This window comes from Pseudoalteromonas umbrosa, assembly GCF_030125375.1.
Taxonomy (GTDB): domain Bacteria; phylum Pseudomonadota; class Gammaproteobacteria; order Enterobacterales; family Alteromonadaceae; genus Pseudoalteromonas; species Pseudoalteromonas umbrosa.
In genome coordinates this window covers 523,070-536,471 of the sequence record NZ_JASJUU010000002.1, presented here as the reverse complement: position 1 = coordinate 536,471, position 13,402 = coordinate 523,070, and the positions used below count along the sequence as shown (strand labels likewise).

Here is a 13,402-nt window from a genome sequence, read left to right as displayed (position 1 = left end):
TGTGACAAGGTGTTCAATATTGAGCGAGTAAAGTACTTAGGTACTTTATTCGCTAAAAGCGTGTTGCTCTAAAGATTGAGTCTGTTCTGTCACAAGTAAATATGAGCTTTGACTATACCAATCTCCTAGCACTGTTCTAGTGAACTTATTTTTATGTACTTTTGGCCTGTGTGTATGGCCGTGGATCATGTGCTGTACATTGTACTTTTCAAACATCTCAGCGACTGCGTCGTCTGTCACATCTAATATACTGGGCGCTTTGCCTTGTTGATTAAGCTTGCTTTTTGCTCTGGCATTTTTTGCTACTCTGCGCCTGTACCAAAGCGGCATTGCGAGCATTAATTTTGGCCACCACCAACCGCGACTCTTTTTTCGAAACTTTTGATATTCGACATCTTGAGTACACATTTCATCACCGTGTAAAATCAGTGTAGGCGTGCCGTATAAGTCGATCACAGCTTGCTCAGGTAATAAAGTCATGCCACATAACTTGGCATACTGTTCGCCAATTAAAAAATCACGGTTGCCGTGAATAAAGTACACGTTTGTACCTGTAAGACTGATGGCTTTGAGTCGTTTAGCGACTTCAATTGCAAGTGGGTCTCCTTCATCATCGCCAATCCACACTTCAAAAAAGTCACCTAGTATGTATAAAGCATCAACACTATCATCTATGTAAGCATCTAAGAAATTATAAAAAGCGTTGGTAATATCAGATCTGTGTTCGGTTAAGTGAAGGTCAGAAATAAAGTAGGTCTTGCGCATGATGTCTCTTGTATAAATATGAGCGCCGTAGCGCTCATATTTTTAGTCAGTGTTATTCAGTGATGGTTGCACTTTCGATGATTACATCGTCTAGTGGCACATCCTGATGGAAGCCAGATGAACCTGTTGCAACACCTTTGATCTTGTTTACAACGTCCATGCCTTCAACAACTTCAGCAAATACGCAATAACCCCAACCTTGAGACGTTTCGCTTGAGAAGTTTAAGAAGTCATTGTCATTCACGTTAATGAAAAACTGAGCTGTTGCTGAGTGAGGATCTGGTGTACGTGCCATAGCAAGTGTACCAACCTTGTTAGCAAGACCATTGTTTGCTTCATTTTGGATAGGCGCGTCAACTTCTTTTTGACTCATACCCGGCTCAAAACCACCGCCTTGGATCATGAAGCCATCGATCACACGGTGAAAGATAGTGCCGGTGTAAAAGCCGCTTTCAACATATTTTTTGAAGTTTGCAACTGTAGTAGGTGCTTCTTTTTCAAATAGTGCGATTTTGATTTCGCCGAAGTTTGTTTGTAAAACAACCATAATGGGTCCTTGAATTACAATGATAAGATTAAAACGCTATTTTATAGTACATCTGCTGAACTACAAAGTGTTGAAATAACTTTGACAGTTTTGCTGTTTAAATTTTGTTACCTAGATAGGGTAAAATTCGCCTTTTTACTGTGGTGACGAGCTTTTTCAAGTGATATGATGCAAAGGTTTCAAACTCGAATTTAGGAAAATCACTACATGTTGCAGATATACGACACACTGACACGTCAAAAGTCACAATTTAAACCGCTTGTTGAAGGCAAAGTCGGCATGTATGTGTGTGGTATTACAATCTATGATTTCTGTCATGTAGGACATGCACGCACATATGTATCTTTCGATGTAATCAACCGTTATTTTCGATATTTAGGTTACGATGTTACTTATGTTCGTAATATCACGGATGTAGACGATAAAATTATCAAGCGTGCTGCAGAGAATAAAGAAGAGATCAACGATCTTACTGTGCGTATGACCAAAGCTATGCACGATGATTTTGAAGCATTAAATATCTTACCTGCAGACATTGAGCCAACAGTAACGGGTCATATGGATGAAATCATCGAAATGATCGAGCGTTTAATTGCTAAAAAGCACGCTTATGTTGGAAAAAGCGGCGATGTATTGTTTGATGTTTCAACGTTCAAAGATTACGGTCAGCTATCTCAGCAAGACCTAGATATGCTTCAAGCCGGTGCGCGTGTTGAAGTGGCTGAAGGCAAAGATGATCCACTTGACTTTGTACTATGGAAAAAAGCCAAGCCGGGCGAGCCATCTTGGACATCTCCTTGGGGCGAAGGTCGACCTGGTTGGCATATTGAATGTAGCGCGATGAGCTCTAAGCACTTAGGTGATTTATTTGATATTCATGGTGGCGGTTCAGATCTGCAGTTCCCACACCATGAAAATGAAATTGCACAATCTTGCTGCGCAAACAATGGCTGTTACGTAAATACTTGGATCCACACAGGTATGGTACAGGTCAACAAAGAAAAAATGTCTAAGTCTTTAGGCAATTTCTTTACTGTACGTGAAGTATTAAAAGCTTACGACCGAGAGACGGTACGTTATTTCCTAATTAATGGTCACTACCGCAGCCAGTTAAACTACTCACAAGAAAACTTAGATCAAGCTCGCTCATCTTTGGAGCGCATCTATACGGCTCTGCGCAGCGTGGAGCTGGTGGAAGTTGAGCTAAAGGGTAATGCTTACGCAGAACGTTTTGAAGCTGCAATGAATGATGACTTCAATACGCCAGAAGCTCTACCTGTTATTTTTGAACTGGCCAAAGAAGTAAACTTATTAAAAGACACTGACGTGAAAGCCGCAGGTGAGCATGCGTATATTTTGGTGAAATTGGCTGAAGTATTAGGTATCGCGCAACAGACGCCGGAGAGTTTCTTACAAGGTGATCAAGATGAAGATGAAGTGGCTAAAATTGAAGCCTTGATCGAGCAGCGTAACACTGCACGTGCCAATAAAGATTGGGCTGCCGCTGATGAGGCGAGAGATGCATTAACTGCACTGGGTGTCGTACTTGAAGACAGTGCTGGAAAAACTACTTGGCGTAAAGCATAAGCACATCTTAATGAATATTTTAAAAGGAGCACTGAGTGCTCCTTTTTTGTTTGTAGCAATAAATATGGTCAAGATGATTACTGTGACATGTTTCGTGATGCTGCCCCGTCCTTTTTTAGTACGTTAACCATCGGTAATATTCGGTGTTTAAGCATCAAATTGCACATGTTTTAGTTATTTAAGTTCCTTCCTTTATATTGAGATTTATAATTTTTCCTTAGTTAAGGCCCTCTTCGTTATGAAGCGATTCTAATTTTGCTACCAGAGTAAGTTAATCTTTGTATTTACTCACAAAAATTTTCTTGGTTTTTTTATGAACAGTGGTATTTTGGACGTATCGTGTTCTTAATGGAAAAGTGTGATGAAGGAAAAATTAATTGCTTTAACTTTCTTGGCCGCAGTGGGGCATTGTATTGCTAAACCTGACAAGCAGGTTGAGCACTTAAATTCTTATGCTGTTTTACCTGCAGGACATAATTTGCCATTTTCAGAGGCTGTGCGAGTAAATGATATGGTGTATTTATCTGGCCAAATTGGTATTCAACCCGGTACAACTCAGCTTGTGAAAGGCGGTATTACAGGTGAAAGTAAGCAAACCATGGAAAATATTCAGGCAAGTTTAGAAGCTCATGGTTTATCGATGCAGCATATTGTGAAGTGTACGATTATGCTTGCTGATATAAATGAGTGGCCCAAATTCAATAAGATATATACGAAGTACTTTTCAAAACCTTATCCAGCTCGAAGTGCTTTTGCAACCAGCGGGTTAGCGTTAGGGGCTCGAGTAGAAGTTGAGTGTATGGCGGCAATACCAAGATAGTAACGGCAAGCATTAAATGTTCGACTTGTTCCTAATTTAGTTTATCTGTTTAACGCTTTGTTAATCTTAGAGTGCATGTTATTTTTGCGTCCTAAGCAATAAATAAGGAGTTAAAGATAATGAAATTTGCTTTTGGTATTGGTTTATTTGCACTGCTTTTAACCGGATGTAAGGTTAATGAAGGTGAGCCTTTTGATAAAGATGCCGCACCAGAAGAGCGCACAGAATACCAAGGTGTTGAAGGGGTTGTGCAGTCGCAAAAAGATAAGGTATACCTCATGAATAAAGAGCTAACAGAAAAGTGTAAAAATGCTAAAGTCGATCATGCTGTTGCTATCACAAATAACGATATAAAGGCACAGGAAGCACAATTAGAAATTATTAAGTCTACGTGTAGATAAGTCAGGCTCTAAACGCGAGACAGGCTAAGTTATTTTTACCCCCAAGTTGGTTTCTACCCCCAACTTGGTGCGTTGCTTGCTTAAAGTTTGTGGGAAAGGATCATATTTGCCACAGTTTAAGGAGAAGACAATGTTACTACATAAAAGCGCCTCAATTACTCCCACCGAATTCGCGCAAGCAAAAGGGTCCCAATCAAAGGAAGGTCAGTCACAGGCGTTTGCTAAAGAAATGACCGGCCACAGTACAGGCACGGAATTATCTCAATCATTAAGACAAAAAGATCTCTCAGTCTCTCGATTAAATGACAGCTTCTTAGCAAAAGCTCGCCAATCCATGATGTTTAATCGTATAGGGGTGAACGAAGATAAGATCAAAGAGATAGAGGCAAAAATGCAAGAGTTGATGGCAAGGCTAGAATCCGGTGAAATTGATCAAAAAGAGTTTGAAAAGCAAATGTCCGCTTTACAAGAGATGTTAGCGAAAGAGTATAGACGCGGAGGGAGTGAGGAAAATGAAGAAGGAGTGAAAGTGGAGCACCCTTAAATATGAGTGCTCCAATATATTAGCTGTGGTAGTTTTCGCACGCTTCCAATGTATTTTCAATCAGGCTCGCGACAGTCATTGGGCCTACACCGCCAGGTACTGGTGTAATAAAACTGGCTTTTTGCTCTGCAACATCGTATTGCACATCACCGACAAGTTTTCCTGATTCCAGGCGGTTAATACCTACATCAATAACAATTGCACCTTCTTTTACCCACTCGCCAGGAATGAATTCAGGCTTACCTACCGCAACGACGAGTAAATCGGCGCGGCGAACATGTGACTCAAGGTCTTGTGTAAACTTATGGCAAACAGTTGTCGTACAACCAGCAAGCAGTAGCTCTAAAGACATAGGTCTACCAACAATATTTGAGGCACCAACAACAACGGCATGCATACCTTTGTAACGAACACCTGTGGAGTCTAGTAAAGTAATAATGCCTTTTGGCGTGCAAGGTCTCAGTGCTGGCATTCTTTGTGCGAGTCTACCAACATTATAAGGGTGGAAGCCATCTACATCTTTATGTGGATGAATACGTTCAAGGATTTTCTCTGCATCAAGCCCTTCAGGTAAAGGAAGCTGTACTAAGATACCATCAACTTCTGGGTCTGCATTAAGATTATCTACTAAATCAAGTAACTGTGTTTCGCTTGCGTCACTTGGCAAGTCGTATGATTTAGAAACAAACCCGACTTCTTCACATGCTTTACGCTTTGAGCCAACATATACTTGGCTCGCTGGGTCTTGTCCGACAAGTACTACTGCTAATCCTGGGGCTCTGAGTCCTTGTGTTACGCGCTGCTCAACACGTGTTGCGACTGTACTGCGAACCTGTTTCGCAATTGCTTTGCCATCAATGATGTTTGCCGTCATGGGTGACCTTTATATAATAGGGGTTATTAACTTGAACGATTATAGAGCCTAAATGGGGTTGCTCTAGTAATAATATTTACAGCGGTTACCTTAGTTTGCATTTTCATAGTTGCTTTTATTCAGGTAGGGTCACTGTATTGTCTATATTTTCGCAAACTTGAGCTAATTAGCCAAGCAAGATTCCGCGAATATATGTGTGCATTAATATAAGTCATAGTCAGTGTTGATTGTTTTTTGTCTTTTTCAGCTGCTTTTTAACCCTTTTGAGTCAAAAATAGGCAGTTGAACGAATTTATAAAAAAAATGTTTGACCTCAACAACTCAAAACCCTATTATGCACCCCGTTGCCAACGAGGGGTGTTAAACAAAACATTCTAAGTAAGTAACAAAATCGGCGATTAGCGCAGCTTGGTAGCGCACTTGGTTTGGGTCCAAGGGGTCGCAGGTTCAAATCCTGCATCGCCGACCACTTTCTCCATGAGGAAGTGGGTGGATAGCACACAAGTGTTGTTTGTGTTGCGCCCGTAGCTCAGCTGGATAGAGCAACGGCCTTCTAAGCCGTGGGTCGAAGGTTCGAATCCTTCCGGGTGCGCCATTTAAACAAAGTCCACAAGTATGTAGTGGCGGCTGTAGCTCAGTTGGTAGAGCCCTGGATTGTGATTCCGGTTGTCGTGGGTTCGAGCCCCATCAGTCGCCCCATCTACACACCCATAAAATATATCGGCGATTAGCGCAGCTTGGTAGCGCACTTGGTTTGGGTCCAAGGGGTCGCAGGTTCAAATCCTGCATCGCCGACCACTTTTCTAAAAAATATATTATCGGCGATTAGCGCAGCTTGGTAGCGCACTTGGTTTGGGTCCAAGGGGTCGCAGGTTCAAATCCTGCATCGCCGACCATCTCTTTCTTTAATTTCTCTTATTTTCTAAATCATTAAGTTTACTCTTCGTTTTCCTACTATTTATTTGTTCTGATTGCTCGACTCTCCCGTTTTATAGGTTATAATGCCGCGTCTATTGTTAAACATAGTGCCCTGATGGGGCAGGCAGCAAGCTCGACATGTAATTGGTTGTGAACACATGCAGTGTATGCAATGTTTCCGATTACGCTCCTGTGTCGACTTGTTTGTGAAGGAAGGCGCGTTGCCGCCAAAAATGAAAATTGAGGTATATCATGCAAGTTTCTGTTGAGACGACTCAAGGCCTTGAGCGCCGTCTGACTATCACCGTTCCTGCAGAGAACGTTGAGACTGAAGTAAAAAAACGCTTACAACAACTGTCTAAAACACAGCGTATTGACGGTTTCCGTCCTGGTAAAGTACCAGTTTCTGTGATCAACAAGCGCTACGGTGCGGCAGTACGTCAAGAAGTTGCTGGCGACCTTATGCAGCGTAACTACATTGAAGCAATCGTTTCTGAAAAAATTAACCCAGCAGGTGCACCGAGTTTCGCTCCTAAAGCACTTGAAGCTGGCAAAGATTTAGAGTTTGAAGCTACTTTTGAAGTTTATCCAGAAGTAGAAATTAAAGACCTAGATAAAGTAGCTGTTGAAAAACCAGTTGTTGAAGTAACTGAAGATGATCTTGCTAACATGCTTGAGACACTTCGCAAGCAGCATGCGACTTGGACAGAAGTAGATGCAGCAGCAGGCGAAAATGACCGTGTAACTGTTGATTTCCTAGGTACTGTTGACGGTGAAGAGTTTGAAGGCGGTAAAGCTGAAGACTTCCCTCTAGAGCTTGGTCAAGGTCGTATGATCCCAGGTTTTGAAGATGGCATCGTAGGTAAAAAAGCAGGCGAAGAAGTTGTTGCTGACGTAACTTTCCCTGAAGAATACCACGCTGAAAATCTAAAAGGTAAGCCGGCGCAGTTCACTATCACAGTGAAGAAAGTTGAAGTTCAAGAGCTTCCAGAGCTAACTGATGAGTTCGCAACTAAGTTTGGTGTTGCTGAAGGTGGCGTTGACGCACTGAAAGAAGAAGTTAAGAAGAACATGACTCGTGAACTTGACCAAGCTGTTAAAGCAAAGGTTAAAGAGCAGGCGATCAAAGGTCTTCTTGACACAAATGAAGTTGAAGTGCCTAAAGCACTTATCGATCAAGAAATCGATGCACTTCGTCAACAAGCCGCACAGCGTTTTGGCGGCGACGCTAAAAACATGCCAGAGCTTCCAGCTGAGCTTTTCCACGAGCAAGCTGTAACACGCGTTAAGACTGGTCTTCTTCTGGGTGAAGTGATCAAAGCACACGACATCAAAGTTGACGATGCAAAAGTTGAGTCTCTAATTGAAACTGTTGCTTCTGCTTACGAAGATCCTTCAGAAGTAGTTAACTACTACAAAGAAAATGATCAATTAATGCAGCAAATGCGTAATGTTGCAATGGAAGAGCAAGCTGTTGAAGCTGTACTTTCAAGCGCAACGGTTACTGATGTTGAGAAATCTTTCGACGACATCATGAACCCACAGCAAGCTGCAGAGTAAGTTTCTTACCTCGTCTTTGAGGAAAGCATTGACTTACAGCTAAGCTAACGCTTAAATGGCTCGTAATGCTCTGTTAAATGCAGCGCTGCGAGCCTTTTTCGTTATTAGCGATAATAATTTAAGGCCCGTTCAAGTAGTGATGCTTGAATATCGCGGCAAGCCTGCCTCGCATATAAAGGAACCAATAATATGAATGACGGTATAATAGATCCTCTAAACGCCTTAGTGCCTATGGTTGTTGAACAAACAGCGAAAGGTGAGCGCTCCTACGATATTTACTCGCGCCTGTTAAAAGAAAGAATTATTTTCTTAACTGGTCAAGTTGAAGACCATATGGCCAATTTAATTGTGGCGCAGATGCTGTTTTTAGAGTCTGAAAGTCCAGATAAAGATATTTTCTTGTACATTAACTCACCGGGCGGCTCAGTAACAGCTGGTATGTCGATTTACGACACAATGAATTTCATTAAGCCAGATGTAAGTACTGTATGTGTAGGGCAAGCTGCTAGTATGGGCGCATTCCTGCTATCTGGCGGTGCAAAAGGTAAACGTTATTGCCTTCCAAACTCTCGCGTGATGATCCACCAACCGCTAGGTGGCTTCCAAGGGCAGGCATCAGACTTTGAAATTCATGCCAAAGAAATTCTAACAATTAAAGAAAAATTGAACAGGTTAATGGCTGAGCATACAGGTCAACCTTATGAGGTGCTTGCCAATGATACTGACCGTGATAACTTTATGAATGCGCAAGAAGCGGTTGATTACGGTTTAGTTGACGCGGTTCATACGAGCCGATAAAAATTAAAAGCTAAAGAAAGGTGAATAATTACACCTTGAAATAATGAAACTTGGATCTATATCTTAAGGATGTCCAAGTTGACTTACTTTCGGTGTAATCCCGCTGCTTTTGACCGACCAGCGACACTTTGCTTTAGCTTAGTTATGCCAACTGAAAGTTTATTTGGTATAGTTAAAGCATGTATTGTGTTATCAAATCAGAGATAACTCCCCAAATTTAAGAGGTAGTTGAATGTCAGACACTCCTACAGACGGCGACAAGAATAGCAAACTCTTGTACTGCTCATTTTGTGGTAAGAGTCAGCACGAAGTACGTAAATTAATTGCTGGTCCGTCAGTATATATTTGCGATGAATGCGTCGAACTGTGTAACGACATCATTAGAGAAGAGATCAAGGATATCGCGCCGCAGCATGATGCGTCTGATAAACTGCCGGTGCCTAAAGAGATCCGTAATCACTTAGATGACTATGTTATCGGTCAAGAACATGCAAAGAAAGTATTATCTGTTGCAGTTTATAACCATTATAAACGTTTAAAGAATCAAGGTATTAAAGCTGATGTAGAGCTTGGTAAAAGTAATATCTTGTTAATCGGACCAACCGGTAGCGGTAAAACATTGCTTGCTGAAACATTAGCTAGATTGCTTGATGTGCCTTTTACTATGGCAGATGCAACGACGCTGACTGAAGCAGGTTATGTGGGTGAAGATGTTGAGAACATCATTCAAAAGCTGTTGCAAAAGTGCGATTATGATGTAGAAAAAGCACAACGTGGTATCGTTTACATAGATGAAATAGATAAAATTTCACGTAAATCTGATAATCCATCTATTACCAGAGATGTTTCAGGTGAAGGTGTCCAACAGGCGCTTCTTAAGCTGATTGAGGGCACAGTTGCATCAGTTCCGCCACAAGGTGGACGTAAACATCCACAGCAAGAGTTTTTGCAAGTTGATACATCTAAGATCTTATTTATCTGCGGCGGTGCGTTTGCGGGCCTTGATAAAGTTATTGAGCAGCGCAGTCATACTAACACAGGTATTGGCTTTGGTGCTGAAGTGAAAAGCTCTGACAGTGAGCGTACGTTAAGTGAAACATTTAAAGATGTTGAACCTGAGGATTTAGTGAAATATGGCTTAATTCCAGAGTTTATTGGTCGTCTACCTGTTGTCGCTACTTTAACTGAACTTGATGAAGATGCGTTGATACAGATCTTAAATGAGCCAAAGAATGCGTTGACGAAACAGTACGGTGCTTTATTCAAGATGGAAGGCGTTGAGCTTGAATTCCGTGAAGACGCTTTAAAAGCCATTGCTCATAAAGCGATGGAGCGTAAAACCGGTGCTCGTGGACTGCGCTCAATTGTAGAAGCTGTGCTTTTAGAAACCATGTATGAGCTACCATCAGCTGAAGATGTCAGCAAAGTTGTTATTGACGAAACAGTAATTAAAGGGGAGTCGGATCCCATTTTAATATACGAAAATAGCGGTCAAGATAAAGCTGCATCTGAATGATTTGTCAGTAAGTTAGAAAAGGAGCCTAGTGCTCCTTTTTTTGTCCAAGAGTTGAACTTTATAGAGGGCATCCCCATATACCTCTGTAATCTTAAAAATAAATGAAGTGCAAAGAGAACATAATGACGCTTGAGAGAACGGATCGAGTCGAAATTCCAGTGTTAGCACTGCGTGATGTAGTGGTTTACCCTCATATGGTGATACCACTATTCGTTGGCAGAGAGAAATCAATTAGATGTCTTGAAGCTGCAATGGAAAATGACAAGCAAATTTTTTTAGTGGCTCAAAAAGAAGCCTCCATCGATGATCCTAGTACTGACGATATCTATGATGTCGGTACAGTCGCTACAGTATTACAATTATTGAAACTACCAGATGGCACGGTTAAGGTTCTAGTTGAAGGCACACAAAGAGCTAAAATTGATGAGTTTTTGGTTACTGATGAGTATTTCTTAGCAAATGCACAGTTTATTGCTTCGGAAAACATTGCTGAGCAAGAACAAGATATATTCATTCGCAGTGCAGTGAGCCAGTTTGAAGGGTATGTAAAACTCAATAAAAAAATTCCACCTGAAGTACTGACCTCTGTCTCTGGTATAGACGAAACAGCACGTTTAGCTGATACTATGGCTGCGCATATGCCAATTAAAGTACCTGAAAAGCAAAAGGTACTTGAGCTGTATAACGTCACTGAACGTCTTGAATACTTAATGGCATTGATGGAAGGTGAAATAGACCTACTTCAAGTTGAGAAGAAAATTCGCTCTCGCGTGAAAAAGCAAATGGAAAAGTCACAGCGTGAGTATTACCTCAACGAACAAATGAAAGCAATTCAAAAAGAGCTGGGTGAGTTAGATGATGTGCCTGATGAGTTTGAGACACTCAAAAAGCGCATTAGTGAAGCTCAGATGCCTAAAGAGGCTGAAGAAAAAGCCACTTCTGAGCTTAATAAACTCAAGATGATGTCGCCAATGTCGGCTGAAGCTACAGTGGTGCGCTCTTATATTGATACATTAATCAATGTGCCTTGGAAAAAACGCTCTAAAGTGAAAAAAGACTTAGCGAATGCACAGAAGATTTTAGACTCGGACCATTATGGTTTAGACAAGGTCAAAGAGCGCATTATTGAGTATTTGGCAGTGCAGCAACGTACCAATAAGCTCAAAGGCCCTATCTTATGTTTAGTTGGTCCTCCAGGTGTAGGTAAAACCAGTTTAGGTCAGTCTATTGCGCGTTCTACTGGTCGTAAGTATGTGCGTATGGCCTTGGGTGGCGTACGTGATGAAGCTGAAATTCGCGGCCATCGTCGTACTTACATTGGCTCAATGCCGGGTAAACTGATCCAGAGCATGAGTAAGGTGGGTGTTAAAAATCCATTATTCCTACTCGATGAAATCGATAAAATGTCTTCGGATATGCGTGGCGATCCAGCGTCTGCTTTATTAGAAGTATTGGACCCGGAACAAAACAGTAGTTTTGCCGATCATTACCTTGAAGTTGAATATGATTTGTCAGATGTTATGTTCGTTGCAACATCCAATAGCTTTAACATCCCTGGTCCTCTACTAGACCGTATGGAAGTTATTCGTCTGTCGGGCTATACAGAAGATGAAAAGCTGAATATTTCTAAGCAGCACCTAATTCCCAAGCAAATTAAGCGCAATGGCTTAAAGGCAGGTGAAATTGAAATAGAAGACAGCGCCATTATCAATACTATTAGGTACTACACTCGTGAAGCCGGTGTACGTAATTTAGAGCGTGAAATGTCTAAGCTGTGTCGTAAAGCTGTGAAAACCATTCTGTTAGACAAAGATCAAAAACAGGTTGTGATCAATGCTGACAATTTGGAAAGCTTCCTTGGTGTGCAGCGTTTTGATTACGGTAAAGCAGAAGATGGCGATCGTGTTGGTCAAGTGACAGGCTTAGCATGGACAGAAGTGGGCGGTGATCTACTGACAATTGAAAGTGCGGCTGTTCCTGGTAAAGGCAAGTTGTCTTACACGGGGTCACTTGGTGATGTGATGCAAGAGTCTATTCAGGCAGCCATGACAGTGGTGAGAAATCGTGCTGATAAGCTACGCATTAACGATGATTTCTACGAAAAGCGTGACATTCATGTGCACGTACCTGAGGGGGCTACACCTAAAGATGGCCCAAGTGCAGGTATTGCTATGGTTACTGGTTTAGTTTCAAGTCTAACTGGCAACCCAGTAAGAAGTGATGTAGCTATGACAGGTGAGATCACCTTACGTGGTGAAGTACTGCCAATTGGTGGTTTAAAGGAAAAACTACTGGCTGCACATCGTGGTGGAATTAAGACTGTGGTCATTCCTAAAAAGAATGAACGTGACCTAAAAGAGATCCCTGACAATGTTTTAGAAGGGCTTGAAATCCACCCAGTTACTTGGATTGAAGACGTTTTATCAATTGCACTTGCTCAGCCAGTGGACAGTTTTTCTGTTGAAACGCAAAAAACTGCTGTAAAAGCTTAAAAAAGTCGATAAAAAGGGTTTTCAAATCCCGTTGGTGTGCTAAGTTAAGCACTGGATTTAGGCCTAGGGCACGGGAAGCCCCGTAGTTTCTAGGCTGTAATACATTTAAGCAATAGAGAATCGAAAGATTTCTCGTAGTTAACAACAAAAGTGATGTTAGTTTTAATACACCATCGCTCTTGATAATAACAATGTAAGAGGATGATATTGTGAATAAATCTCAATTAATCGATCAAATCGCAGCTGATGCTGATATTTCTAAGGCCGCTGCTGGTCGTGCACTGGATTCATTCATTGAGTCAGTAACCGCTGCGCTAAAAGAAGGCGACTCAGTTGCTCTTGTAGGCTTTGGTACTTTTTCTGTTCGTGAACGCGCTGCACGCACAGGCCGTAACCCTCAAACGGGTGCTGCAATTGATATTGCTGCTGCTAACATCCCTGCTTTTAAAGCTGGTAAAGCTCTAAAAGACGCGGTTAACTAAGACAGAGCTTATATTTTACAATTGCACTATTGTTAAGTAGATGTAATTGGACGCATAAGCTTCAGAATAAAAAGCGTATCTGGTAAGATACGCTTTTT

The 13,402-nt window shown here is 41.6% G+C and carries 12 protein-coding genes and 5 tRNA genes; 14 read left to right on the top strand and 3 right to left on the bottom strand.

The window, feature by feature from the left end; all coding sequences use genetic code 11:
* Window positions 1-45: 45 nt before the first annotated feature.
* Both QNM16_RS09715 and QNM16_RS09710 read right to left on the bottom strand, forming a co-directional pair.
* The gene (locus QNM16_RS09715; protein ID WP_284020293.1) at window positions 46-765 is read right to left on the bottom strand and encodes a UDP-2,3-diacylglucosamine diphosphatase; all 720 of its coding nucleotides are present in this window, start codon (window positions 763-765) and stop codon (window positions 46-48) included.
* A gap of 52 nt (window positions 766-817) precedes the next feature.
* Window positions 818-1,312 (bottom strand): peptidylprolyl isomerase, encoded by a 495-nt coding sequence (locus tag QNM16_RS09710; protein WP_284020292.1) that lies wholly within the window; start codon window positions 1,310-1,312, stop codon window positions 818-820.
* 207 nt (window positions 1,313-1,519) lie between these two features.
* Between QNM16_RS09710 and cysS the strand changes: the two genes are divergently transcribed.
* From cysS to QNM16_RS09690, 4 genes are all read left to right on the top strand, one after another.
* Entirely contained in the window at window positions 1,520-2,899 is a 1,380-nt protein-coding gene (gene cysS / locus QNM16_RS09705; RefSeq protein ID WP_284020291.1) for a cysteine--tRNA ligase, read from the top strand.
* Between the two features lie 361 nt (window positions 2,900-3,260).
* Window positions 3,261-3,719 (top strand): RidA family protein, encoded by a 459-nt coding sequence (locus tag QNM16_RS09700; protein WP_284020290.1) that lies wholly within the window; start codon window positions 3,261-3,263, stop codon window positions 3,717-3,719.
* Between the two features lie 119 nt (window positions 3,720-3,838).
* Window positions 3,839-4,120, top strand: a complete 282-nt coding sequence (locus QNM16_RS09695) for a hypothetical protein (RefSeq protein ID WP_284020289.1) — start codon at window positions 3,839-3,841, stop codon at window positions 4,118-4,120.
* 130 nt (window positions 4,121-4,250) lie between these two features.
* On the top strand, window positions 4,251-4,664 hold the full coding sequence (locus QNM16_RS09690; RefSeq protein WP_284020288.1) for a hypothetical protein: 414 nt from the start codon (window positions 4,251-4,253) through the stop codon (window positions 4,662-4,664).
* Between the two features lie 19 nt (window positions 4,665-4,683).
* Here QNM16_RS09690 and folD read toward each other — a convergent pair whose 3' ends face one another.
* Window positions 4,684-5,538: a bifunctional methylenetetrahydrofolate dehydrogenase/methenyltetrahydrofolate cyclohydrolase FolD gene (gene folD / locus QNM16_RS09685; protein ID WP_284020287.1), complete on the bottom strand. Its 855-nt coding sequence runs from the start codon at window positions 5,536-5,538 to the stop codon at window positions 4,684-4,686.
* 392 nt (window positions 5,539-5,930) lie between these two features.
* Between folD and QNM16_RS09680 the strand changes: the two genes are divergently transcribed.
* The 10 genes from QNM16_RS09680 (at window position 5,931) to hupB (ending at window position 13,304) form a co-directional block, all read left to right on the top strand.
* Window positions 5,931-6,007, top strand: a tRNA-Pro gene (locus QNM16_RS09680).
* Window positions 6,008-6,056: 49 nt separating this feature from the next.
* Window positions 6,057-6,133, top strand: a tRNA-Arg gene (locus QNM16_RS09675).
* Between the two features lie 28 nt (window positions 6,134-6,161).
* Window positions 6,162-6,237, top strand: a tRNA-His gene (locus QNM16_RS09670).
* 22 nt (window positions 6,238-6,259) lie between these two features.
* Window positions 6,260-6,336, top strand: a tRNA-Pro gene (locus tag QNM16_RS09665).
* A 21-nt stretch (window positions 6,337-6,357) separates the two neighbouring features.
* Window positions 6,358-6,434 (top strand) — tRNA-Pro (locus QNM16_RS09660).
* A gap of 274 nt (window positions 6,435-6,708) precedes the next feature.
* A complete protein-coding gene (gene tig, locus QNM16_RS09655; RefSeq protein ID WP_284020286.1) occupies window positions 6,709-8,016 on the top strand; it encodes a trigger factor in 1,308 nt (435 codons plus the stop codon).
* Between the two features lie 189 nt (window positions 8,017-8,205).
* Window positions 8,206-8,814 (top strand): ATP-dependent Clp endopeptidase proteolytic subunit ClpP, encoded by a 609-nt coding sequence (gene clpP, locus QNM16_RS09650; RefSeq protein WP_284020285.1) that lies wholly within the window; start codon window positions 8,206-8,208, stop codon window positions 8,812-8,814.
* Between the two features lie 232 nt (window positions 8,815-9,046).
* Window positions 9,047-10,330, top strand: coding sequence for an ATP-dependent protease ATP-binding subunit ClpX (gene clpX, locus QNM16_RS09645; RefSeq protein WP_284020284.1), 1,284 nt, complete (start codon window positions 9,047-9,049; stop codon window positions 10,328-10,330).
* Between the two features lie 122 nt (window positions 10,331-10,452).
* Window positions 10,453-12,822 carry an endopeptidase La gene (gene lon, locus QNM16_RS09640; protein ID WP_284020283.1) on the top strand — a complete coding sequence of 790 codons (2,370 nt, stop codon included), beginning with the start codon at window positions 10,453-10,455 and terminating at the stop codon, window positions 12,820-12,822.
* A 209-nt stretch (window positions 12,823-13,031) separates the two neighbouring features.
* Window positions 13,032-13,304, top strand: a complete 273-nt coding sequence (gene hupB, locus QNM16_RS09635) for a nucleoid-associated protein HU-beta (RefSeq protein ID WP_039608493.1) — start codon at window positions 13,032-13,034, stop codon at window positions 13,302-13,304.
* Window positions 13,305-13,402 lie beyond the last annotated feature (98 nt).

Excerpts from the sequence above, each read along its gene's own strand:
- cysS (WP_284020291.1), top strand. The coding sequence starts at position 1,520 with ATGTTGCAGATATACGACACACTGACACGTCAAAAGTCACAATTTAAA.
- QNM16_RS09695 (WP_284020289.1), top strand. The coding sequence starts at position 3,839 with ATGAAATTTGCTTTTGGTATTGGTTTATTTGCACTGCTTTTAACCGGA.
- QNM16_RS09715 (WP_284020293.1), bottom strand. The coding sequence starts at position 765 with ATGCGCAAGACCTACTTTATTTCTGACCTTCACTTAACCGAACACAGA.
- tig (WP_284020286.1), top strand. The coding sequence starts at position 6,709 with ATGCAAGTTTCTGTTGAGACGACTCAAGGCCTTGAGCGCCGTCTGACT.
- folD (WP_284020287.1), bottom strand. The coding sequence starts at position 5,538 with ATGACGGCAAACATCATTGATGGCAAAGCAATTGCGAAACAGGTTCGC.
- lon (WP_284020283.1), top strand. The coding sequence starts at position 10,453 with ATGACGCTTGAGAGAACGGATCGAGTCGAAATTCCAGTGTTAGCACTG.
- clpP (WP_284020285.1), top strand. The coding sequence starts at position 8,206 with ATGAATGACGGTATAATAGATCCTCTAAACGCCTTAGTGCCTATGGTT.
- QNM16_RS09700 (WP_284020290.1), top strand. The coding sequence starts at position 3,261 with ATGAAGGAAAAATTAATTGCTTTAACTTTCTTGGCCGCAGTGGGGCAT.
- QNM16_RS09710 (WP_284020292.1), bottom strand. The coding sequence starts at position 1,312 with ATGGTTGTTTTACAAACAAACTTCGGCGAAATCAAAATCGCACTATTT.
- QNM16_RS09690 (WP_284020288.1), top strand. The coding sequence starts at position 4,251 with ATGTTACTACATAAAAGCGCCTCAATTACTCCCACCGAATTCGCGCAA.
- clpX (WP_284020284.1), top strand. The coding sequence starts at position 9,047 with ATGTCAGACACTCCTACAGACGGCGACAAGAATAGCAAACTCTTGTAC.